This is a genomic window from Segatella sinensis, from assembly GCF_040095255.1.
Classification (GTDB): Bacteria; Bacteroidota; Bacteroidia; order Bacteroidales; family Bacteroidaceae; genus Prevotella; species Prevotella sinensis.
Window position 1 is genome coordinate 64,444 of record NZ_JBBNGE010000004.1, and the last position, 24,446, is coordinate 88,889.

Annotated in this window: 11 protein-coding genes; 7 read left to right on the top strand and 4 right to left on the bottom strand. The window is 45.4% G+C overall.

The window, feature by feature from the left end; genetic code table 11:
- Positions 1-34: 34 nt before the first annotated feature.
- The 3 genes from AAAT87_RS02105 to AAAT87_RS02115 all read left to right on the top strand — a co-directional run bounded on the left by AAAT87_RS02105 (position 35) and on the right by AAAT87_RS02115 (position 5,239).
- Complete coding sequence (locus AAAT87_RS02105; RefSeq protein WP_349225477.1) at positions 35-1,810, top strand: SusD/RagB family nutrient-binding outer membrane lipoprotein; 1,776 nt, start codon at positions 35-37, stop codon at positions 1,808-1,810.
- Positions 1,811-1,882: 72 nt separating this feature from the next.
- Positions 1,883-2,869, top strand: coding sequence for a hypothetical protein (locus AAAT87_RS02110; protein ID WP_349225478.1), 987 nt, complete (start codon positions 1,883-1,885; stop codon positions 2,867-2,869).
- Between the two features lie 51 nt (positions 2,870-2,920).
- Positions 2,921-5,239, top strand: a complete 2,319-nt coding sequence (locus AAAT87_RS02115; protein WP_349225479.1) for a glycoside hydrolase family 3 N-terminal domain-containing protein — start codon at positions 2,921-2,923, stop codon at positions 5,237-5,239.
- A gap of 99 nt (positions 5,240-5,338) precedes the next feature.
- On the opposite strand, the gene bglX is transcribed toward AAAT87_RS02115, so the two are convergent.
- Positions 5,339-7,690 carry a beta-glucosidase BglX gene (gene bglX / locus AAAT87_RS02120; protein ID WP_349225480.1) on the bottom strand — a complete coding sequence of 784 codons (2,352 nt, stop codon included), beginning with the start codon at positions 7,688-7,690 and terminating at the stop codon, positions 5,339-5,341.
- A gap of 344 nt (positions 7,691-8,034) precedes the next feature.
- Here bglX and AAAT87_RS02125 point away from each other — a divergent pair, with 344 nt between their 5' ends.
- Positions 8,035-9,678: a DUF6377 domain-containing protein gene (locus AAAT87_RS02125; protein WP_349225481.1), complete on the top strand. Its 1,644-nt coding sequence runs from the start codon at positions 8,035-8,037 to the stop codon at positions 9,676-9,678.
- A 95-nt stretch (positions 9,679-9,773) separates the two neighbouring features.
- Here the strand turns inward: AAAT87_RS02125 and AAAT87_RS02130 are convergent, their stop codons facing one another.
- Positions 9,774-12,035, bottom strand: coding sequence for a glycoside hydrolase family 3 C-terminal domain-containing protein (locus AAAT87_RS02130; RefSeq protein WP_428848555.1), 2,262 nt, complete (start codon positions 12,033-12,035; stop codon positions 9,774-9,776).
- Positions 12,036-12,574: 539 nt separating this feature from the next.
- Here AAAT87_RS02130 and AAAT87_RS02135 point away from each other — a divergent pair.
- Positions 12,575-15,727 carry a SusC/RagA family TonB-linked outer membrane protein gene (locus AAAT87_RS02135; RefSeq protein WP_349225482.1) on the top strand — a complete coding sequence of 1,051 codons (3,153 nt, stop codon included), beginning with the start codon at positions 12,575-12,577 and terminating at the stop codon, positions 15,725-15,727.
- Positions 15,728-15,775: 48 nt separating this feature from the next.
- Positions 15,776-17,407 carry a RagB/SusD family nutrient uptake outer membrane protein gene (locus tag AAAT87_RS02140; protein ID WP_349225483.1) on the top strand — a complete coding sequence of 544 codons (1,632 nt, stop codon included), beginning with the start codon at positions 15,776-15,778 and terminating at the stop codon, positions 17,405-17,407.
- A 233-nt stretch (positions 17,408-17,640) separates the two neighbouring features.
- On the opposite strand, the gene AAAT87_RS02145 is transcribed toward AAAT87_RS02140, so the two are convergent.
- Both AAAT87_RS02145 and AAAT87_RS02150 read right to left on the bottom strand, forming a co-directional pair.
- On the bottom strand, positions 17,641-18,834 hold the full coding sequence (locus tag AAAT87_RS02145) for a glycoside hydrolase family 5 protein (RefSeq protein ID WP_428848557.1): 1,194 nt from the start codon (positions 18,832-18,834) through the stop codon (positions 17,641-17,643).
- A gap of 709 nt (positions 18,835-19,543) precedes the next feature.
- The gene (locus AAAT87_RS02150; protein ID WP_349225485.1) at positions 19,544-21,178 is read right to left on the bottom strand and encodes a DUF6377 domain-containing protein; all 1,635 of its coding nucleotides are present in this window, start codon (positions 21,176-21,178) and stop codon (positions 19,544-19,546) included.
- 227 nt (positions 21,179-21,405) lie between these two features.
- On the opposite strand from AAAT87_RS02150, the gene AAAT87_RS02155 reads away from it, so the two are divergent.
- Complete coding sequence (locus AAAT87_RS02155) at positions 21,406-24,381, top strand: SusC/RagA family TonB-linked outer membrane protein (RefSeq protein ID WP_349225486.1); 2,976 nt, start codon at positions 21,406-21,408, stop codon at positions 24,379-24,381.
- Positions 24,382-24,446: the final 65 nt, after the last annotated feature.

Below are 24,446 nucleotides of genomic sequence, written 5' to 3' on the forward strand. Positions count from 1 at the left end.
TTAGAAGAGTTCTAATATATAATAAGGTAAGAAAATGAACAATATAATCAAGAAATATATAGGTAAGAGCAGCCTGATGATGGCTTTCGCCCTGATGGCAACCGGCACTGCGATGACTTCTTGCTCAGATGATACCTTGAGCAACATCAATACCGACAAGACCAAGGTGAACGAGCTCGACCCTAACGCACAGTTGACAACAGCTTTGTTGCAGACTTACGGTGACTTCAGTCTGATGGATACCTACCGTAACTATATAACTGGTTTTCCACAGTATTTCGCTGGTGGTTGGAATGTAACCAATTACGCTGGTTCTAATTTCAGAGAAGATGATATGACCCGTCGAGTTTGGGACCGCTATTATGAAATCAGTATCAAGAACCTTGTGGATGCCATCCACAATTCTGCTGACAAGGCAAACTTGAATGCGGCACTTCGTATCCATCGTGTCTATCTCACGGCAGTTTTGGCAGATACCTACGGTGACGTGCCTTGTTCGGAGGCAGGTCTGGGTTATATCTCAGGTATCTCCACCCCTAAGTATGATACCGTAGAGGAACTCTACAGCTGGTTCTTCGAGGAACTTGACGCTTGCGAGAAGCAGCTTGGCACAGGTACCGACCACATTTCTGGTGATGTTACCAGCATGGGTGGTGATGTAGCTCAGTGGAAGAAGTATGCCAATGCACTCCGTATGCGCTATGCCATGCGCATTTCCGATGTTAATCCACAGAAGGCAAAGGAGGAGTTTGAGAAGGCTGTAGCTGCCGGTGCCATCGCCAGTGCAGCCGATGATGCTTATATCAAGTATGCTGATGCTCCATTTACCTATTATGATGGAGCCAACGATTACGATTTCCGTGCCAATGCATTGAGCGAGACTCTCTATGGTCAGGATGCCACATCGCCTACCATGGTATGCTCTACCTTGTTCTATCAGTTGCAGAAAACCAACGACCCTCGTCTCTATCGCATCTGCCGTCACTACTACAATATCAAGCGTAGTCAGGTGAAGCCAGATAAGGAGCAGAACATCGACTTGACCGATGATTTCCTGGCTTACTTCCAGAGCAAGAACCTCGGTGAGGAGCCTTGCAACCCTGGTGCAGCCTGGTACACAGACTGGATGAATCCAGCTACGTTGGATGACCTTCCTACTTTGAAGAAGTATGCAGAGATAGACGAGAACACTTATGCCAACTCTGATTATATAGCCCGGGCTAGTCGTCCTTGCCTGAACATCGACTTCGAGATGCCTTCTTGTCCTGGCGACTTGATGAGCTATGCTGAGGTGGAGTTCCTCAAGGCTGAGGCTGCAACCAAGGGTTGGAATGTAGGTGGTGGTGATGCAGAGAGTCACTACGAGGCTGGTGTTCGTGCCAGCATGGAGTTGCTCAACAACTACTATCTTACATCCAACAAGATTTCCAAGGAAGAAATCAATGAGTTCATTGCTAACAACAAGTTGGGTGACAATCCTAAGGAGACCATCAACACCCAGGCTTGGATTCTCCACATGATGAACCCTTCTGAGGGTTGGGCTAACATGCGCCGCTCTGACTATCCTGCCATCTTGAATCGTGATCTCTTGACCAAGAATGGTTTCACTTATACGGATCCTGATTGGTCAATGCCTGTCCGCTTGCAGTATCCTGAGTTGGAAGCTCAGTACAACAATGCCAACTACAAGGCTGCCATCGAGCGTATGGGTGGTACTGATGATTGGCACAAGAAGCTTTGGTGGGACAAGGCTGATGTAAAACTTCAGCCAGACTTCAATCCTCCATTCGGAAAGGGATATAGCAAGTAGTGTTTAATGTTAAGTGTTAAATGTTAAGTCTTATAGGACAATAGAATAGAATAATTAATTATGAATAAGACAATGAAACAATATAAGGGAAAAGTCTTGAAGGCTATGATGATGCTCTTAGCCGTGGGTTTCGCACTGGCTGGTACATCTACCTTGTCTTCTTGCTCTTCTGACGATGAACCATACTTCACTGTCAGCGAAGATGACGATCCACGTATCTTGAACACAGACTTGGCTGATTCCAAGATAGACCGCAAGACTAATTATAAGTTGGAAATCAAGGTGACTCCTGTTCACTACACCACTGTGACATGGTTGCTCGATGGCATTCAGATTTATGAAGGTACCACCATCGACCAGACTTTGCCTGTAGGTAATCATGAACTGAAGATTGTGGCAACCACCACCAAGGGCAAGAGCACATCCCGCACCTTGAACGTTACCGTGACTCCTGCTGCCGATGACCCAGCCCTGGGTACCAATGCCATCGAGCTTTGGGTAGCTCCGGGTGCTGAGACCACTATCCATAAGTGCAAGAATCTCGGTACAGTTACTAAAGTAATGGTAGGTGGCAAGGAAGTAGCCTTTGAGGTTCTCGAAGAGGGCACAGCCTTGAAGCTCACAGCTCCTACAGGTTTGGAGAATGGTGACTATGATATCACTTTGGTAGATGGTGAGGGCAACCAGTTCTCTGGCGGAATCATCAAGGTAACCACCGAGGCTCGCCCATCTATGGAGAACACCATCTGGGAAGGTGAGTTTGCCGTGACATGGGGTACACCATTCGATGCCTTGAAGGATACCTTCCTCTCAAAGGTGAAGGCGGGCACCATCCTCCGTGTTTATGTGGATGGAAACGGTCAGGGTACCGCTGCCACAGCTTGGTGGAACAACATCCTTACTGGTAAGGGCGACCCAGATCGTGGCGACAACATGGTGAATGGACCTGCTACATGGGAATTTGAACTGACCGACTTGTCTATCCAACTCTTGACAGAGCAGAATGGTCTCCTCCTCGTGGGTGACGGTTACACCGTAAAGAAAGTAACTATTGAATAAAATATTAGAAAGATTTCCGTTTTTAACATAAAACGTCAAACCTTTGAATTTATGAAGAAAATATTATTATCTATTTCAATGTTGGCATTGGCTTATACAGCCAGTGCCAATGTTCCAGTTATCAAGAGCGACCCTAAGATAGAGGCTCAGGTAGAACAAACCCTGAAGAAACTCACCTTGGAGGAAAAGATAGGTCAGATGATGGAATTGGTGACCGACCTCTTTGGTGCCAACAACAAGAATGGTGTGTTCTATATCGACGAGCACAAGACCGATTCTATCCTTTCTCGCTATAAGATTGGATCTATCCTCAACGCTCCTAATACTTGCGCACCAACCGCCAAGCAGTGGGAGAAGTACATCTCACAGATTCAGAAGATTTCGATGAAGCGCATCGGCATTCCTTGTGTCTTCGGTCTCGATCAGAACCATGGTTCTACCTATACACAGGACGGAACCCTCTTCCCGCAGAACATCAATGTGGCTGCCACCTTCAATCGTGAGATAGCTCGCCGTTCGGCTGAGGCTACCGCTTATGAGACTCGTGCGGTGAGTGTGCCTTGGACTTACAGTCCTACCGTTGACCTTGGTCGTGATGCCCGTTGGCCTCGCATCTGGGAGAACTTTGGCGAAGATTGCTACCTCAGTTCGGAGATGGGCAAGGCGATGGTCTATGGTTTCCAGGGCGAGGACCCAAACAACATCGACCAGTATCACATTGCCACTTCAATGAAGCACTTCATGGGCTATGGTGTGCCTTGGACCGGTAAAGACCGTACGCCAGCCTATATCTCTCCTGCCGACTTGCGAGAGAAGCACTTCGCTCCTTTCCTGGCGGGTCTGCAGGCTGGAGCCTTGACCGTGATGGTGAATTCCGCTTCCGTCAATGGTATGCCGATGCACGCCAACAAGGACATCCTGACAGGATGGCTGAAGGAAGAGACAGGATGGGATGGTGTGCTCATCACCGACTGGGCAGACATCAACAATCTCTATACTCGTGAGATGGTGGCAAAGGACAAGAAGGATGCGCTCCGCATTGCCATCAATGCTGGTATCGATATGATTATGGAACCTTATTCTTGCGATGCTTGTGGCTATCTTGTAGAACTGGTGAAGGAAGGTAAGATTCCGATGAGTCGCATCGACGATGCCTGTCGCCGTGTGCTTCGCATGAAGTACCGTCTCGACCTCTTCAAGAACCCAACCCAGAAACTGAAGAATTATCCTAAGTTTGGTGGCAAGGAGTTTGCCAAGCTCGCCTTGGAGGGAGCTACCGAGAGTATGGTGCTTCTGAAGAACGAGGGTAATATCCTTCCTTTGCAGCATGGCAAGAAGATTCTCCTCACGGGTCCTAATGCCAATCAGATGCGCTGCCTGGACGGTGGATGGAGCTATACCTGGCAGGGTCATCGTGCCGATGAGTTTGCCGGCAAGTACAATACTATCTATGAGGCATTCTGTAATGAGTATGGCAAGGAGAATGTTATCTTGAACCAGGGTGTTACCTATAATGAGAAGGGAAAATACTGGGAGGAGAACGAACCTCAGATTCCGGGGGCAGTGGCAGCAGCGAAGGATGCCGACGTCATCGTGGCTTGCATTGGCGAGAATTCCTATACCGAGACTCCGGGCAACCTGACCGACCTTTGGCTCTCAGAGAATCAGCGTAATCTGGTCAAGGCTTTGGCTCAGACAGGCAAGCCTGTCATCTTGGTGCTGAATGAAGGTCGTCCTCGTCTCATTGCTGATATCGAACCATTGGCACAGGGCATCATCGACATCCTTATCCCTGGCAACATGGGTGGCGATGCCTTGGTAAACTTGGTATCGGGCAAGTCAAACTTCAGTGGCAAGATGCCTTACACCTATCCTAAGGAAATCAATTCGCTCGCCAACTATGACTTCAAGAAGAGTGAGGAGGTGGGTACGATGGAAGGTGCTTACGACTACAATGCGAAGATTACTCAGCAGTGGGGCTTCGGATATGGTTTGAGTTATACCTCTTACAAATATAGCAACCTGAAGGTTTCCCAGTCTGATTTCCGCCACGGCGACATCATCAAGGTGAGCGTGGATGTAAAGAATACAGGTAAAATGGCTGGTAAGGAAAGTGTGCTCCTGTTCAGCAGTGATCTTATCGCTAGTATGGTGCCTGATGGCCGTCGTCTTCGTGCCTTCGACAAGGTGGAACTTCAGCCTGGTGAGACCAAGACCGTGAGCTTTGAATTAAAGGCAGACGATTTGGCCTTCGTTGGTTGGGATGGCAAATGGAGATTGGAGGAAGGTGACTTCAAGTTGATGATTGCTGACCAGAGTGCTGATATCCATTGTACTGATACTTATCTATGGAAATCTGCTAACCGATAAAGTATATATAAAAGAAGAGTTTTAGAAAAGAGCGTACCAATAGTGGTGCGCTCTTTTTGTTTGCTTAGTTACTTCTATAGGGGTGCTGAGTAGTTACTTCTATGGGTGCTTCTTAACAGTAAGATTCTGGGTCTTTACCTCTTTACTGTTTCCTCCCACCATAATCTGGAAGTCGCCAGGTTCAATCACATGCTTTAATTCTGCGTTATAGAATTTGAGCATTTCAGAAGTGATGTCGAAGCTGATTTCCCTGCTTTCTCCTGCAGCCAGATGGATGCGCTGGAAACCTTTCAGTTCCTTGACAGGGCGAGAGATGCTGGCAACCATATCACGGATATAGAGCTGAACTACCTCGTCGGCATCACGGCTGCCCGTATTCTTTACGTTGATGGTGGCTGTAATCTTCCAGTCATCCATATTGACTTCATGGCTGCTCAGCTTCAAATCGCCATACTCGAAAGTGGTGTAGCTCAATCCATAGCCGAATGGATAGAGAGGACCATTGCTTACATCCAGACAGTTGCTGGCAAACTTGGCAAATTTCTGATTGTCATCAGGTACTGGTCTTCCCGTATTCAGATGATTGTAGTAGAGAGGCTCCTGTCCGGTTGTCTTTGGCATGGAAGTGGTGAGCTTACCTGATGGAACCTTGTCGCCGAAGATGACATCGCAAAGTGCATCTCCCACTTCAGAACCACCAAACCATACGTTCATGATGGCAGGAATGTGTTCATTCTCCCATGACAAAACCGTAGGGCGACCGGCAAAGTTGAGCAATACGACAGGTTTTCCCGTCTTTGCGAGTTCTGCCAGAAGTTCCTGCTGCACATCAGGCATTTCCAGATTAGTGCGGCTTGCGCATTCACCGCTCATGTCGGCAGTTTCGCCCATGGCGCATACTATCACGTCTGCTTCCTTTGCTATCTGCAGTGCCTCGTTCTTCATTTTTACCTCATCTCCCCAGGCAATAGACTTGCCCTGTTCGCCGTTCTTCTGAAGTTCATGTTTGCGCCAGATATTGCTGCCCTGTGCATATAATAAGGTGGCTTTGCCATCGAGCGCTTTCTTCATGGCTTCCTTGATAGTAGTATATTTCTCAGGAGCCTGAGCTACACTCCATGTGCCGGCAATATTGTTGCGGGTATCTGCAAGAGGACCAATCAGCGCTATCTTTCCCTGTTTCTTCAGAGGAAGAAGATTTCCTTCATTTTTCAGAAGCACGAAGGTCTCGGCTGCTACGTCGCGAGCTATCTGTCGGTTTTCGGCAGAGTAGATGTCGGTCTTGTTTCGCTTGGTATTGCAGTAGCGGTAAGGATTGCTGAACAATCCCAGTTTGTATTTTGCCTCGAGGATGCGGCGGCAGGCAGTGTTGATGTCTTCCTCCGTCACCTTGCCCTCTGCCACGCTTTGTGCCAGATGCTTGACGAAGGCATTGGAGCACATATCCATATCCGTACCAGCCAGGAGTGCCTGTTCTGATGCTTCTTTCAGATCCTTGGCAGTGCCGTGGTTCAGAATCTCGGCGATAGATGCATAATCTGTTACGAGAAAGCCCTTGAATCCCCATTGTTTTCTCAAGACATCGGTCATCATCCAGTGGTTGGCGGTGGCAGGGGTATAATCTATCAGGTTGAACGAAGACATTACGCTGCCTACGCCAGCCTTTACCACGGCTTCGTAAGGAGGCAGGTATTGGTTCATCATGCGTATGCGACTCATATCCACGGTGTTGTATTCCTTTCCGCTCTCCACGGCTCCGTAGAGGGCAAAGTGCTTGAGGCAAGCCATGATTCTATCGGCTCTCAATATCTCCTCTGTGCGCATGTCGGCGCCCTGGTAACCCTGTGTGAGTGCGGCACCCATCACGCCGCTCAGGTAAGGATCCTCTCCGTTGCCCTCGCTGATTCGTCCCCATCGGGCATCGAGTGCAATATCTACCATGGGCGAGTAAGTCCAGTTGATTCCTGCAGCACTGGCTTCCTTTGCCGATACTTCGCCTACCTTCTTCATCGCTTCTGTATCCCAGGAGCAGGAGAGGGCGAGGGGGATAGGGAACATGGTCTCGTAGCCGTGGATTACGTCCATGCCCACCAGCAGCGGAATGCCCAGACGGCTGTTCTTGATGGCGATGTCCTGGAGAGCCTTGATTTTGTCGAGTCCCTTGATGTTGAATACGCCGCCCATGTTGCCTTTTGCAATGTCGCCACCTACCTGGGTGTCCAGGGCTCCACCGGTAGTGATATCGCCAGCCACCATCAGGTTGAGCTGACCGATTTTCTCCTGCAGAGTCATCTTTGCCATCAGCTGGTCGATATACTCCTTCATCGGCAGGATTTTACCTTTTTGAGTTGTTGTAGCAACTTTCTTCTTGCTGGCGGGTGTATGGGCGATGGCAGGAACCATCAGCGAGCCAGCCAGCAGAAATGATAGTGATATGAATGCTGTTCTCATGTTTATAATGTTAGTATGGTTATTATGCAACTTATATTATTGCTAGTATTGTTTTGCAAAAGTAATAAAAAAACTGGAGCCCACATAGGATAAAGGGCGAAAATGTGGATTGTTTTTTCTATTAAAGAAGAAAAGGGGTTGATAATGATGTCGTTATGAATTGGCGTGCCAGATGAAAAAGTGGATGTAAAATGGTAGGAAAAGGCAAAAAAATATCCTTATGTTTTGGCATTATCTGAAAAAATGATTATATTTGCATCGGCATTCTGCAAAGAAAGTCCAAAAGTTGAAAATGATTTTTAAAAAATCAAATCTTTATACAATTTCTTAAAGCGTAACAAATAATGAAGAATAGATGGTTCTTACTGATATGCTTGTTGCTGTTGACGCATATAGCCAATGCTGCAAAGTATAATTTAGATTCTCTTTATCAATGTCTGGATGAAGCCATCCTGCAGTCGCCTCGTTATGTGGCAGTGCGAGAGGGACGTATAGCCAAACTTGCAAGTCAACTGAATGCTTGCAAGAATGATGGAGCAAGGTACCAAATGAGTTTTGCTCTTTTTCAGGAGTATCAGGCTTATAAAAACGATTCAGCCGTGAGTTATCTGAATCGTTGCATTGCCTTGGCTGAGCGTATGGGCGATCAGGCAAAAAAGGGCAATGCTATATCGCTGCTTGCTTTTCAGAGTTCTACTATAGGTGATTATGTGGAATCGTATAGTCTGCTGAACAAGATGGATACTACTAAGCTTGATGCAGAAGGGTATTGCAACTATCTTTGGGCTGGTCAGCATCTTTATGGAGAGCTGGCTTTTTATAGCAATGTGCCGTCATTGAAAGAGCATTATGCACAAAAGGCGCAGGTGATGAAGAAACAGATAGCCAGGATTTTTTCGCATACAGACGATAGATACCTGCAGATGATGGAGGAAGACTGTCGTAGTGCTAACGACCTGAAGGGTGCTTTGTATTATAGCAATCTGCGTATGAAGCAGGTAAAGCCTGGAACGCATGAATATGCTATCGTGGCTTACTATAGGGCGGTGATCTGCAAGCATTTCAATAAGGATGAGGATGCCATCTATTACTTCCTCGCCTCGGCTCTTTGTGATGTCCGTACGGCGGTGATGGATCAGGGCTCAATGTGGGAACTTGCCAATCTTCTGAATCAAAACCAAAAGGAGTTTGCCCATACCTATGCTTACATCAAGTTTGCATGGAATGCAGCCCGCATTTTCAATACCGCTCTTCGAAGTCGCCAAATCATGCCGTTGCTCTCTGCCGTTGAGGGTACTTATCAGAAGGAAATTACGCAGAGTAACCGGCAGCTTAAACTGATGATGGCAGTATCTGTAGTACTTTTAGTATTAGTATGTACCCTGCTTCTGTATGTAAACAAGCAGCGCCGTCATCTTGCCTTGGCTCATAAGGAATTGGAAAAGGCGAATAAGAATCTGGAACAAACCAATAGGGAATTGCAGCAAACCAACAGACATTTAGAGCAGGCTTATGGCAGCTTGAATGAGAGCAATAAGATGAAAGAGGTTTATATTGGCCGATTCTTGCGTTTATGTGCTATCTATGTCGATAAGATAGAAACCATGCGCAAGTGCGTGGTGAAGTTGGTCAAGCAGCGTGAGTTGACCAAATTGATAGATATGATGCAAACCGATCATGAATATATCGGCGAGTTATACGATTACTTTGATGCTGCGTTTCTGAAACTCTTCCCTGATTTTGTAGAGGAATTCAATGCTCTTTTGAAGCCTGAGGAGCGTATCGTCTTGGAGGATGACGGTAAACTTTCTACCACCATTCGCATCTTTGCTCTTATTCGCCTGGGTATCGAAGATAGTTCTAAAATCGCCGAATTTCTGCATTATTCGGTAAATACCATTTATAATTATCGTGCCAAGGTAAAGAATGGAGCCATCTGTGAAAGAGATGAATTTGAAACAAAGGTAAAGCAGATTGGAATGAGATGATATTCGGTATAAGTTTAGTGCAAACTTATACCGGGTACAAAAATAAAAGGTTCCTTGATGGAGTTTGATAATCTCCAAAGGAACCCTTTTTTGTTTTATTTCAGTTCAAACGCCTTTTTGAGTTTCAGCTGATCGGAAGCATTTCCGACGAGTGCCTCAAACTTGCCTGCTTCTGCCTTCCAGGATGCAGCTGTTTCATCATAGAAGCTGAGTGCCTGCTTATTGATGGTGATGTTTACATCCTTGCTCTCTCCCGGCTGCAGGTAAACCTTCTGGAATCCCTTCAGCTCCTTGTAAGGGCGATCGACAGAAGCCTTTACATCATGGATATAGAGCTGGATGGTTTCTGCACCGGCACGTTTGCCAGTGTTCTTTACATTCACGGTAAAGGTGATAGAGTCATTCTGATTCATCAGATTCTTATCACTGCGAAGATTAGAGATGGCAAACTGAGTGTAGCTCAATCCATGTCCAAAGGCGAATGCTGGCTTGATGTTTTTCTTATCAGTCCAACGGTAACCTACGTAGATGCCTTCCTTATACTCCTCATCAATGATGTTGCCCTCAGTTTTGGCTCCACCTTCCTTGCGCCAGGTGCCCGGATAGGTGTTTAATGCGTGGGCACCCACTTCCTGCAATGAGTTTACCCATGTGAATGGTAATTTGCCGCTAGGATTCTTGTCGCCGGTGAGGATAGAAGCCAGAGCTTCACCGCTTTCGCTACCGATATACCATCCCTGAATGATGCCAGCCACTTTTTCTTTCCAAGGCATAGCCACAGCATTACCTGAGATATTCACATAGATGAAGTTCTTGTTGGCTTTAGCCAAAGCCTCGATGAGCTTGTCTTGAGCGTATGGCAATTCAAGCTGTTTGCGGTCGTGACCTTCGCAATCCTGATAATCACTCTTGTTCAAGCCGCCAAACATCACCACGTAATCAGCATGCTTGGCTTTTTCTACGGCTTCGGCTATCAGCTCAGCCTCGCTGCGTTTGTCATCCAGATTCTGTCCGGTAGTTACGCCATTGTAATTTCCGCTTACATCGCCTACATAACCTCGGGCAAACTCCACTTCCACATTATCTTTTTCCAGTCGAGATTTTAATCCGTCGAGCGGCGAAATCTCCCGCTGTACCTTGAGAGAAGAGCTGCCTCCACCCACGGTCATCATCTTCACGGCATTTTCTCCTACTACCAAAACACGTTGTGCTTTCTGGGTATTGATAGGAAGCACATGGTTCTTGTTCTGGAGTAGTACGATACCTTCTTCGGCAATCTGTCTGGCTGCAGCATAGTGGCTGTCAGAACAGAGGAAACCATGAGGACGGTTCGGATTCATGGTGGTGCGATAGAAGAGGCGCAATACGCGGCGCACCTTTTCATCCAATTCCTTGGTGGTGTATTTACCTTCCTGGATACCTTTTATATATGGTACGGCAAGGTAGTAATTATCGTAGGCATTGCTGGCACCCATGGTCAATCCGTTCGTCCATGTGCCGAACTCTATGTCGAGCCCGTTCTTCACGGCTTGGTCGGTATCGTGTGCGCCTCCCCAGTCGCTTACCACTACGCCGTCATATTTCCAGTCGCCCTTCAGAATCTTGTTCAGAGTCCACTGGTTATGGCAGTTGTGTTCGTTCTTGTAGAGATTGTATGCACCCATGATTCCCCAAGTCTTTCCTTTCTCTACAGCAGCCTTGAAGGCTGGGAGATAGATTTCATGGAGGGCACGGTCGCTCACGATGACGTTTACCTGATGACGGTATTCCTCGTCGTTATTGAGGCAGTAATGTTTCACGCAGGCTGATACTCCTTTAGATTGTAATCCTTGGATATAAGGTACAACCATGATGCTTGCCAGGTAAGGATCTTCACCCATATATTCGAAGTTGCGTCCGTTCAATGGGGTGCGATAGATGTTCACGCCAGGACCTAGAATCATGTCTTTTCCTCGATACAAAGCCTCTTCGCCTAATGATTCTCCATAGATTCTGCTCATCTGTGGGTTCCAGGATGCTGCCAGGCAGGTGAGGGCAGGGAAGGCTACGCAGGAGTCATTGGTCTGGCCAGCCTGCTCCCATTCGTCCCACAATACATCTGGGCGAACACCATGAGGACCGTCATCTGTCCAGAAGTCAGGAAATCCCAAACGGGGAACTCCTGCAGAGGAAAACTTACTCTGTGCATGAATGATGCGAATCTTCTCTTGAAGTGTCATTCGGGCAATGGCATCGTCGATGCGTTGTTCTACAGGTTTGGTGTTGTCGAGATAGACAGGCAACTGACCAGTTTGTTGTGCGCTGGAGGTGGCTATAGCCGCCATCGACAGTGCGCAGGATAGAATGAAGTGTTTCATGTTTCTTGTGAATATTATTTCTTATGAATATTAAATTGTTAGTTATGAAAATGCGTATCTGTCATTTTCGGTTGCAAAGTTACTAAATAATAAGGTATAAACCGAGTGCTTGTAAAGGAAAAGTGGAAAAATGTTATCTGTGATTTTTATAAGTGCCTGATAAATAGTGTTGTATGAAAAATAGAAATGTGGCTAAAAGTGGAAATAAATGAAAATGAAGAAAGCGTTGGAGAAATAATTGATAGATAAGAAGGGTACAAAATACAATTTTTATTCCATCCACTTTCAAAGGTATGGAAGATAACAGAAAACAGTTGCTAATGAGGTTGTTATTACGTTCTAGGGTTGTTTTTGTTCCACTATTCTATTAATGAGGTTAGGAAAACTCGAAAAAACCTATTAAATTTGCAATCGCATAAATGCCTAAGTGCATTCTACAACTGGCACGAAACCAACCTTCGTATCAACAACGGAGAAATACTTCGCAACTAACATATATTAATAATGAATAAAATCAATTCTAAACAAACTTTCAAAATATGAAAACAAAAAGTTTATTGCTGGCTTCCGCATTATTAATGTCGGCGTCAGCGTTTGCACAGAAGAACATCTTTAAAGGTGTTGTGTTGGATGACCAGGGAGAACCTGTTATCGGTGCCACCATCCAGGTGAAAGGCAACAAGGGAACAGGTACAATTACCGATCTGGATGGTAACTTCTCCATTGAGACAGATGCCAGCCAACCTCTGGTAATTACTTATGTGGGTTATCAGAATGTAGAGGTGAAGCCATCTGCTAATATGCGCATCACCCTGAAACAAGATGATAAAACCCTCGACGAAGTGGTGGTAGTAGGTTATGGTACGCAGAAAAAGAGCGTAGTTACCGCTTCTATTGCCAAGATTGGAGCTGATGAACTGGGAAAAACTCAGCCTGTGCGTGTGGATGCTGCTCTCAAGGGATTGGTATCTGGTGTACAGGTTACTACTGCCGGTGGTCAGCCTGGTGCTGCCAGCAAGATTCGCGTACGTGGTACGGGTACCGTGAATAGTGCCGACCCTCTCTACATCGTAGATGGAATGCCTATTGAGGGTGGTATCGACTATTTGAATCCTAGTGATATTCAGAGCATCGAAATTCTGAAAGATGCAGCTTCTGGAGCTGTGTATGGTGCGCGTGCAGCCAATGGTGTAGTTCTTGTTACCACCAAGACTGGTAGTATCGGCAAGACTGTGGTTAAGTATGATTTCTCCATAGGATGGCAGAATCCTTGGCGTAAGCGCAAGCTGCTCAATGCCGAGCAATATACTACCCTGATGAAGGAGGCTGCTGCATACGCTGGTGAAAAAGATATCGATAATATCCTGAAGAATATGGGTTCCAGCGATACCAATTGGCAGGATGTGCTCTACAATGATAATGCTCCTGTACAGAATCATCAGTTGAGCATCAGCGGTGCATCAGAGAAGTTTAATTACTATCTCTCTCTGGGTTACTATAAGAGTGAAGGTGTGATAGGTGGCGATTATGGACGTGCCAATTACGAGCGTATGACAGTAAGAAGTAACAATACTTATGTTGTCTTCGACCAGAGCAAGGTGCGTAACTGGCTCAAGACGGGTAAGGTGGGTGTTAATCTGGCTTATTCCCGCATCAACAATACCAGTATGGATATCAACAATCTTACCGGTGGTTCTGCCCTTGGTAATGCCATGTTCCTTTCTCCATTGATGGGTGTCTATGCTGAAGATGAGGATGCTCTCAATTCGCAGTATGCTGGAGAAATTGCGAAATATGGTCCTTTGGTAAAAGACAAGAAAACGGGCAAGTTGCTTAATGTGCCAACCAAGGACTTCAATGAACTTTCCAATCCTTTGGCATGGCTCTCTCTGCCTGGTGAAAAGTATAATTCTGATAAGTTCGTTGCTAACTTCTGGGCAGAGCTGGGTATTTGGGATAACCTGAAGTTTAAGACTTCTTATGGCGTTGATCTCAGTTTCTGGGGGTCTGACGGATGGACTCTTCCATACTATATGAATGCTGCTCAGCATAATGACAAGTCATCTGTCTGGAGTTCCATGAATCGTGGCAACCGTTGGCAGGTAGAGAATATCCTGACTTATGATAAGCAGTTGGGAGATCATAATTTCTCGGTTGTAGTCGGACAATCTGCTATCAAATATTCCGGACGTAATATTAGTGGCTCTGCTCAGGATATGATAGCTCTGGATCCTGGCAAGGCAAACCTTGATTTCACCACCGGTTTGGCTACTGATGGCAAGCGGGATGTATCGGGTGGATTGTTCAACCCTCATACCTTGGCTTCTTATTTCGGTCGATTCTCTTACAACTATGCCGAGCGTTATATGGCTCAGTTTACCATTCGCCGTGATGGTTCTTCCAATTTCGGCCCGAACAACAAGTGGGGTACCTTCCCTTCTGTATCATTGGGTTGGAATGTGACAAATGAAAAGTTCATGGAAAAACGTCCTGAGTGGTTTAGCAAGATGAAGCTCCGCCTGAGTTGGGGTAAGAATGGTAACGAGGCTATCGGTGATTTCCGATATACAGCCAATGTGGCTATGGGCAACAACTATACCTTTGGTGGTGCTGGCAACCAGATAATCATGGGTGGTAGTAAGCCATCGGGAACTCCTAATGCCGACTTGAAGTGGGAGGAGAGCGAGCAGTATGATGCTGGATTGGATTTCAGCTTCTTCAATAATGCCTTGACTTTCACGGTAGATTGGTTTAAGAAGAAAACCAATGGTATGCTGAAAACCATGAGTGTGCCTTCTTACTTGGGCGAATCAAAGCCTTGGGGTAATGTGGGCGATATGGAGAATAGCGGTATCGAGTTTGAACTGGGATACAAGTTCCGTAAGGGTGATTGGGCTTTCAATATCAACGCCAATGCCAGTTATCTGAAGAACAAGTTGATCAATCTGGGTAATGATACCGGTTATGAGACATCGGACAATGTTCACCAGATTGGTAATGTGAGCCGTGCAGAAAACGGTCAGCCATATCCTTTCTTCTATGGTTACAAGACGGCTGGTATCTTCCAGAATCAGAATCAGGTAGATGCTTATGTGAATGATAAGGGAGAGAAATTGCAGCCAAATGCGCAGCCGGGTGATGTAATCTTTGTAGATTATAATGGGGATGGCAGGATTGATGATGCTGATAAGACCAATATCGGTAAGGGTGATCCTGATTGGACTTTCGGTTTCAATCTGGGTGCCAGCTGGAAGATGCTCGACTTCTCTATGTTGTGGGCTGGTTCCTTCGGCAACAAGATCTTCGATGCCACTCGCCGTGTAGATCTCCGTTACGTCAATCTTCCTGAAGAGTTTATGGATCGTTGGCACGGAGAGGGTACATCCAATACCATGCCGCGCTTCGCCTGGTCAACAGCCAATGATAATAATAAGGTGTCTGACCTTTACATCAAGAATGGTTCCTATGTTCGCCTGAAGAACATCCAGCTAGGTGTTACCCTGCCGAAGAAATGGACGGAGACAGTATTCATCTCTAATCTGCGTTTCTATGTAGCAGCCGAAAACCTGCTCACTCTTACAGGTTACAAGGGTATGGAACCGGAGATTTACAATGGTACACAGTCGGGTATCGACCGTGGATTCTATCCACAGAATCGAACCATCACCGTGGGTGCCAATGTGACATTCTAAATAAATATGAATCATTCAGAATTAAGTAGAACACTTTAAAAAGAAACAATGATGAAAGCAAAAAATATATTATTATATAGTGCAATGGCAGGTATGGCATTGTCGTTGTCTTCTTGCGGCGATGATTTCCTAAGCGTAGATCCAGCAAGTAGTTTACCTATCGATGGTTATTACAACACCAAGGCGCATGTGGATGAGGCGGTTACCGCAGCATACGCTCCTATGGCCTGGTATGATTACTTTGAGGGCTGGTGTCCTCTCTTCCTTGTATCTGATGCGCAGGGCGATGATATCTATGTGGGTGGTGGCAATACTACCGACCAGGCAGAAATTCATTTGGCATCGCAGTATAAGAGTACCAGTCTGATGAACTTCAAGGGTGCATGGACAACCAGCTATTCGGGTATCAACCGTTCCAACTGGGTAATCAAGGATGCCGAAGAATCAACAGAGCTTTCTGATGCCGAGAAGGTTGCTTATATTGCAGAGGCAAAGACCTTGAAGGCTTTTTATTACCTGCAGCTTTGGAAGTTCTGGGGCAATGTGCCTTATTACGAGAAGAATCTGGAGTTCCCTTATATTGCCGAGCAGCTTTCAGCCAGCGAGGTATATGATAAGGTAATAGTCATGTTGGAAGAGGTTATCAAGAGCAATGCCCTGCCAATGAAGGAAACTGCTGCCCGCAGCGGACATGCTACTCAGGCTTTTGCCGAGATGCTTTTTGCCGATTACGTGATGTATCAGAAGGATGAGAGCCGTTACCAGCAGGCACTCGGTTATATGGAGGATATCATCAATAGCAGGAAGTATAGCCTGATGAGCGATTATGCCGGCATCTGGGAACAGAGTGGTGAGTGGTGTGATGAGTCAATCTACGAAATCAACTATTGCGCCAAGGGTAGTAAACGTGGTTGGGGAAATGCCAATGCGCCTGGTGGTACCGTAGTGCCAGCCATGATTGGTATCGATGGCTTGAGCTATAAGGCTTCTGCTGCCCATCTGGCAGAAAATCCTTCCTACGCTCCTAAGCAGGAACTGAATGGTGGATGGGGCTTCTGCGATGTATCCAAGGAGGTGTACGATCTTTATGAGAAAGATGACATTCGCCGTACTGGTGGAATTGTTAACATGGCTGATTATGCTGCCGATTACAAGGCTCGTACGGGTGATGAGGTAACTTACAATGGCCGTTATCAGAACACGGGTATCTTCCTCTTGAAGTATTTGGGCCGCCCTGGTGGTAATGATGGGGTAGTGGCTGATGCCGACTTGGGTTGGGATAACAACCAGCGTATCTATCGTTATTCTGAAACTCTGCTCAATGCCGCTGAGTTGATTCTCCGCACTGGCGGTGATGCAGCCAAGGCACAGGGATTTTATAATGAGGTTCGAAATCGTGCGCATGCTTCTGCCCGTACAGTTTCTCTTGATAATCTCTTGGAGGAACGCCGTATGGAATTTGTTGGCGAGGGCAAGCGTTACTACGACTTGATTCGCTTTGGCAAGGCTGCCGAGGTATTGAAGCCTGGTGGAGGAAAGGTACTCAACAAGGCAAAGACTGCATACGATGTGCTTGGTGTACCTGAGCGTATCCAGTGGACGGAAAGCAAGAAATACTTGCCAATCCCTCAGGATGAAATAGAGGCTGCTAAGGGTACTTTAAAGCAGAATGAGTATTAATAGTCTGTTCTCCTAGTAATAAGTTATGTTCGGCACTGTTGAACCTATGTTCAGCAGTGCTGAACTTATGTTTCGCAGTGCTGAACTTATGTTCAATACTGCTGAACATAGATTTCTTCGTAGTTTAAAAACTTTTATTCCTAGGAATAAGTGATAATATAAAAAAGAGTGTGAGTTTTCTCGGTTAGAAGACTCACACTCTTTTTCTTATGTCATTACTCTGCATTCATATATTACTCTGCTTTCAGTCCCATAGACTTGATATATCCAGCTTGAGGCATGCAATTCTGAAACTTGGCATTCTCAACAAACTCCATCAGCAGCTTTTTGCCTTGTTCCTGGTTTGGACGGTTCTTGCGAATCTCAGCGAAGCTGCTGCGGTCGGCTTCTGCAAACTTTACGATGATGCTATCCCATTCAGCAGGCTTTCTGATGCCCATCATGCAGGAACTGTCTATCTTCTTGTAGGGCCAGAAGGTATAGCCGATATTGGCTTTCCGCATGGTCTCGCAGAAATCGGCTTGCCATTGGTCGGTATTGTGACCGATTTCACCCATATACATCGGCAGCTGGGTCTTGTCGCGGAAGTCGATAATCTTCTGGATGGCTGCCTGGGTGGGTTCTCCACCATATCGGTGACAGGTGTACATCAGCTTATCATCGAATTTCCAGTCGTTGAATGGTTCGAAATTGCCATTCCATTGAGAGCCTCCGAGTAGGATGATATGGTTGTTATCCACCTCTCTGATTGCCCTGGTAGCCCGCTTGTAGATACCTTCGAGCTTGGCATTCATCTTTGCCTGAAGCTCTTTGCTGAACATGGTGGCTATTGGCTCGTTCATCAGTTCATATCCCAGTATCACGGGCTCATCCTTGTATTTCTGGGCTATAGTCTTCCAGATGTCGCAGAAGAGCTGTTGGCTTGCTTCACTCTCGAAAAGCCATGGATAACCATGGCCGTTGTCGATATTATCGCCCGTCTGTCCACCTGGACAATCGTGCATATCCAGGATAAGATGCAATCCGTATTTACGGCACCATTCAATGGTTTTGTCCATCATGCGAAATCCTTCAGTCTCATCGTTCTTTCCCATATAATCTTCTCGGGTGAAGAGCTTGTAGTTGAAAGGCAGGCGGATGGTATTGGCGCCTGTCTGGGCGATGTAAGCAATATCAGCCTCGGTGATGTAGTTGTCCTTGAATGCCTGCCAGAACTCTCGTGTGAAATCTGGTCCTGCTAATTCGCTTACCATCAGATTGATCATCCATTCGCAATTGGTTTTACGGAAGTTGAACATATAGCCTTCCGGGTTGAGCCAGTTGCCCAGGTTGGTACCTACGATGTAGAGTTGGCTGCCATCGGGCTTTATCAGATTTTTGCCCTTTACGATGACATACTGGCTTCCTGTAGGTGTGAGCATCTTCATTTCTTTCTTCACTTTCTTTTTGCCGCCTGTTGCTGCAAAAGAATGTTGGCTGCCCATACATAGCAGTAGTGACAGCGCTGCAATAAGATAATTTGTTCTTTTCATGTTGTTATTGATATTTTGGGTAAAAATATATCCGATTGTTTCCGGGGGATAACTATAACATTTCTGATGCAAAGATAGTAATTATTATTTGAAGTGGATAGAATATCCAGTAAAATGGTGGACGAAAAACTTTTATGTGTGTTGTAAGCTGTTGCTTAACAGATTGTTGTGCTGTGTTGCTGGACGTAAATAAGTGGATGGCTTATCGGGTGATAAAATGATAGTTGTAGTATAAAAAGTGGAGCTTTTACATTTATCAGAATCTACTTTTCCAAGATTGTGTGAAGAATGGAATGTCTTGATTGTGAATTGCTTATATTTTTCTGTCTATTTCTTAATCCACTAATAAAGTCTTAGATGTTGTTTGGTATGGAATTTTTCCCTATCTTTGCCTTGTAAAATCATAAGTTATATATTAGGTTAAATTTGTTAGGTTTATATTTTATTAGGTTTATATTTATTAGTTAAGTCATAATACAAACTAATGGGGAGTGAGCCGTCTGGGAAGATGCCCCACTCCCTTATAATTCAGTTCGTTGTGTAGTTTCTCTTCTTACTGTTCTGTAATAAGCCCCTTTCAAGATTTGATCTTCTTGAGTGGATCTTATGCGATTATCATACAGAGCTTGAGTACGTTCTCCTCGAAGTGCTCCTTGTCTATGGCATTGTTCTTGAGTATGGAACGGTAGTTGTATACAGTTTGTGGTGAATAAGACAGGATGCCGGCAATCTTGGAACTTTCAGTAATGCCTAATCGCAACAAGGCGCACACACGTAGGATAGGGGGCATTTCTCCGTTCTCTTTCAGCTGGATGTGTGCCGATTCGGTGAGTTGCTGGTTCAGCTCGCTTACAAAAGTTGGGTACAGAGACAGGAATGCCTTGTCGAATTCCGTCAAAAACTCCTTGTTTTCCTTTTCTGTACTGGTTGAGGAAGAAAGGAGGCTCAGAAGTTCCTTGCTTTGGTTGGCTTTTATCTTTCTTACTGCCAAGGTGCGCAGTTTGCTGTTTCTCTCTATATTCTTATAACATAGGTCAATATACACCTTTACCAGTCTTTCGCGCTTCTGGTTGGTATCCTTCAGTTCGTCGTTGATGAGATGCAACTGTCCATTGAGAATTTCCATTTTTGCGGATGTTGCTGAGATTTCATCTTTCTTTTGTTTCAGCAGCCTGTTCTTTTTGCGGATGAACAGGCTGCTAATACCTACTCCAAGTAGGAGCAGGATAATGACCAATAGGGCGATGTTGAGCAATCTGTTGGTTGTTTTGATGTCATCTGTATAGGCATTGGTAATCAATTGTAATTTGGATGAAATCTCAATGCGTCGCAACCGGTTGTTGTATGTATAAGCATCTTCCAGGGATAGATTGATGTATTCCTGGGCTTTTTTCAGACTTCTTGTCTTATGTTTGTAGATGAAGAGTGCGATGTCCTGTAGGGCTACGTTTTCTTTTGTTGCAGAAGTGACGTCTGAGATGGCTGCAACCAGGAGGTAATGCTCCATTAGCTCTAGGTTGTTGGCTTTCTGATAGACCTCTGAAAGCGCAAAGGCGGTCATGGCATGCAGACGGCTGTTGGCCTTTTCCATACTCAGTGCCTTTTTGTAGTATTGGATGGTCTTGTTATTGTTGGGATGATTGCTGAAATAGTATAATTCTCCCATCAGGTAGTAATAGAATGCATCTTTCTTTGGAGATAGTTCTATTGCTTTCTTCAGGTATTTCACTTTCTGCTGGTTGTAATTCTTGCTGAATTCATTGTTTTCACAAAAGGTTGCCCAGTTATTGTATAGTCCGTAAAGAGTATAATAATATAGGAACTGGTAGTCATGCGAATCTTCTTGAGGTTCTATCTTCTGAAGAATTTCCTTTGCTTCTGCATAGAATCCACGTGTGATCAATAACCTGGTTTGGCTAAGCTGGAATCTTTTGTTAAATAATATATTGTTACTCTTTTGGGCAAGGATGAGGCCTTTGTTTACATAGGTCATCGCCGAGTCGTATTCGTAGGCTTTGTATTCGTTGGCGAGTTGTTCGTATAGTTTTAATTTGTCTTCGTTGCTGGTAACATACTTAGCTCCTTGCTTGATTTCGTTTAAGTTTTTCTCTTTTAACTCTACATAATGGGCACGTTGTGCCAGGGCAGCATCCAGTTGCTTGTATAACTGGTTGTTGTCTCCTTTTACGTATATCGGCTGTATCATCAGGGTGATGATTATAATGATAAGATGTCTCATATTTCCTATGTTTTTAGATTCCGCTGCAAAAATAATAAAAAACATTGAGAATCTCGCATCTACTAGCCGCTTTTTTTGAGAATTCGCAAAATCTTGATATTCAGAGCTGTGAGATTGGTTCTAGATACCGACAATCTACCAAAAGCCTACTATTCGCACCAACTTATTGATTTTTGCCGTACTTTTGCGGCAACAAACAATTTTAATCATAATAAACCTATTAAATTATGGATAAAACGAACTTATCAAAGAAAGCAGGTCTGCTGATGGCAGGATGCTTGATTACTTTAAATGCTTTTGGTCAGGCAACCATTAAAGGACAGGTGGTGGATGCCACTGGTGAACCCGTCATTGGTGCCAGCATTCTGGTGAAGGACACCAAGAATGGTGCGGTATCTGACTTGGATGGCGGTTACACACTTAATAATGTAAAGGATGGTGCCGTCCTGGTATTCTCTTACTTGGGTTATCGTACCCAGGAGATTCCTGTAAAGGGAAATCATGTCATCAATGTGACGCTGAAGGAAAATGATGAGGTGCTCGACGAAGTGCTTGTCGTGGGTTATGCCGTGGGCAGCAAGCGAACTGTGTCGGGTGCTGTTGATCGCATCAAGAAGGAAGATATGAACAAGGGAGTAGTAACCAGTCCTGCCGAGGCCTTGAAGGGTAAGGTCGCTGGCGTTGTCATCTCTCAGGCAGGTGGCGATCCTACCAGTTCGCCAAGTATCCGTGTTCGTGGAACCTCTTCTCTTTCAGGTGGTAACGACCCGTTGGTTATCATTGATGGCGTCTTTGCTGATATGACGATGTTCAATTCCCTGGCTCCTGGCGATATTGAGAGTCTGACCATCCTGAAGGATGCTTCTGAGACTGCCCAGTATGGTTCACGTGGTGCTTCCGGTGTCATCGTTGTTACTACTGCCAAGGGTAAGCTGGGTTATTCCAGCCTGAGTTACAATGGTCAGTTTGGTGTCAATACAGTTTACAAGAATCTGGATATGATGTCGGCTTCTGAATATCGTGAGACAGCCAAGTCTTTGGGACTGACCTATACCGATATGGGTGGCGATACCAATTTCCTTGAGGAGATTGAGCGCAATGTGGGTCTCACCCAGAATCATAATCTCTCTTTTTCTTCAGGTACAGATACTTCCAGTCTGCGTGCTTCTCTGGGATTCATTCTCCGTCAAGGTGCCTTGAAGAATTCTGATATGAAGAATTTCACGGTAAAATTGGATGGCACCCAGTATCTTTTCGATAAGCATCTGAAGCTGGAACTCGGAATGTTTGGCTCTCAGCGCAACAGCAATATTCAGTATGATATGCACAAGATGTTCTATTCTGCCACTGCTTACAACCCTACCTATCCTCATGTAAGAAACGACAAGGGTGAATGGGATGAGGACTTGCTTGCCAATGAAATCTGGAATCCACTGGGATTGCTAGATATTGATGACTTCTACAAGGATGCCTCTGTCAATGTTCATGGAAAGGCAACTGTCAATATCATCGACGGACTCTCTGTAAGTGCCTTTGGCTCATACAACTATTGGAATCGTGATAACAAGTTCTATATTCCTAACAACATCCAGATGGGTAAGTTGAACGGTAATGGATGGGCTTATATCGCCAATACCAACCGCAAGGACTATATGGGCAACATCATGGTGAATTTCTCCAAGGATTTCGGTAAGCATCACATTGATGCCTTGGCTCTGATGGAGGGACAGAAATACACCTATGACTGGAACTCACAGGAAGCACATGGATTTGACTCCAACTACTTCAAGTTCAATAATATGAAGGCTGCTGCCAATGTGAGCTGGGGTAATCTGCAGTCTAACTATAACGAATATACCCTGAGTTCTTATATGGCTCGTGTCAACTATATGTTTGCTGACAGATACATCGCTACGATCAATGTACGTACCGATGGCTCTTCCAAGTTGGGTGATGGCCAGAAGTGGGGCTGGTTCCCTTCTGCTTCCTTGGCCTGGGTAATCAGTAATGAGCCTTGGATGAAGAAAATCAAGCAGATAGACAATTTCAAGATTCGTGCAGGATATGGCGTAACCGGTAATCAGGATGCCATCGATCCTTATACCTCTCTCGCCCTGATGGAGCCTAATGGTGTAACTACCGTCAACGGCGCAACAAGTACTACTTTTGCGGTTACCTCCAACAGCAACCCTGATCTGAAGTGGGAGGTAAAGAAGACGTTTGATGCCGGTTTCGACCTGTCGATGTTCAAGCAGCGTCTCAACGTAACCTTCGACTGGTACACGTCCGAGACTTCGGATATGCTTTATACCTATACAGTGCCGGTGCCGCCTTTTACTTACGACCGTCTGTTGGCCAATATGGGTACCATGACTAATATGGGATTTGAACTGGCTGTTCGTGGTGACATCATCAAGACAAAGGACTTCACCTTCAATTCCGGTCTGAATTTCTCTTATCAGAAGAATAAGCTGAAGAAGTTGAGCGGTACCTACAAGGGACAGCCTATGACAACGAGCGAGCATATCTCTGTTGCCACCGTAGGTGCGGCTGGTCTGGTACATAATAATGGTGTAACCTATCTCATTGAGGGACAGCCTGTAGGTGTGTTCTATCTGCCTCACTGCACAGGTATCGATGAGAATGGACAGTATATCATCGAAGACCTTGATGATAATGGTACCATTGATACGGGTGACAGTGGCGACCGCAAGGTTTGCGGACAGGCAATCCCTAAGTACTTCCTCGGTTGGGATATGGGCTTCAAGTACAAGAACTGGGATTTGAGCATGCAGTTTAATGGTGCTTTCGGTCATAAGATTTACAATGCTACATCCATGACCTTGAGCAATATGAGTAATTTCCCAACCTATAATATTCTGAGCGGTGCACAGCATCTCAACAATGGCAAGGGAATCCATGATGTTCAGATTTCAGATTACTGGTTGGAAAAGGGTGACTATATGAACTTCGAATACGCTTCTCTGGGCTACACCTTCACCAAGGATATGCTCAAGTGGAAGTTCATCAACAACATTCACCTATCGTTGTCGGTCAACAATATCTGTACCCTCACAGGTTACAAGGGCTTGACTCCAATGATCAACTCTGCAACCATCAGTGGTGACAATCTGGGTATTGACGACAAGAACATCTATCCTCTGAGCCGTACCTATACATTGTCGCTCTCTGTGAATTTCTAGATGTTTACGCTAGTATATAATGGATTATATTATTCTTATCAAGAACTACATTATTAATATATAAA

Excerpts from the sequence above, each read along its gene's own strand:
- AAAT87_RS02105 (WP_349225477.1), top strand. The coding sequence starts at position 35 with ATGAACAATATAATCAAGAAATATATAGGTAAGAGCAGCCTGATGATG.
- AAAT87_RS02110 (WP_349225478.1), top strand. The coding sequence starts at position 1,883 with ATGAAACAATATAAGGGAAAAGTCTTGAAGGCTATGATGATGCTCTTA.
- AAAT87_RS02115 (WP_349225479.1), top strand. The coding sequence starts at position 2,921 with ATGAAGAAAATATTATTATCTATTTCAATGTTGGCATTGGCTTATACA.
- bglX (WP_349225480.1), bottom strand. The coding sequence starts at position 7,690 with ATGAGAACAGCATTCATATCACTATCATTTCTGCTGGCTGGCTCGCTG.
- AAAT87_RS02125 (WP_349225481.1), top strand. The coding sequence starts at position 8,035 with ATGAAGAATAGATGGTTCTTACTGATATGCTTGTTGCTGTTGACGCAT.
- AAAT87_RS02130 (WP_428848555.1), bottom strand. The coding sequence starts at position 12,035 with ATGAAACACTTCATTCTATCCTGCGCACTGTCGATGGCGGCTATAGCC.
- AAAT87_RS02135 (WP_349225482.1), top strand. The coding sequence starts at position 12,575 with ATGAAAACAAAAAGTTTATTGCTGGCTTCCGCATTATTAATGTCGGCG.
- AAAT87_RS02140 (WP_349225483.1), top strand. The coding sequence starts at position 15,776 with ATGATGAAAGCAAAAAATATATTATTATATAGTGCAATGGCAGGTATG.
- AAAT87_RS02145 (WP_428848557.1), bottom strand. The coding sequence starts at position 18,834 with ATGAAGATGCTCACACCTACAGGAAGCCAGTATGTCATCGTAAAGGGC.
- AAAT87_RS02150 (WP_349225485.1), bottom strand. The coding sequence starts at position 21,178 with ATGAGACATCTTATCATTATAATCATCACCCTGATGATACAGCCGATA.
- AAAT87_RS02155 (WP_349225486.1), top strand. The coding sequence starts at position 21,406 with ATGGATAAAACGAACTTATCAAAGAAAGCAGGTCTGCTGATGGCAGGA.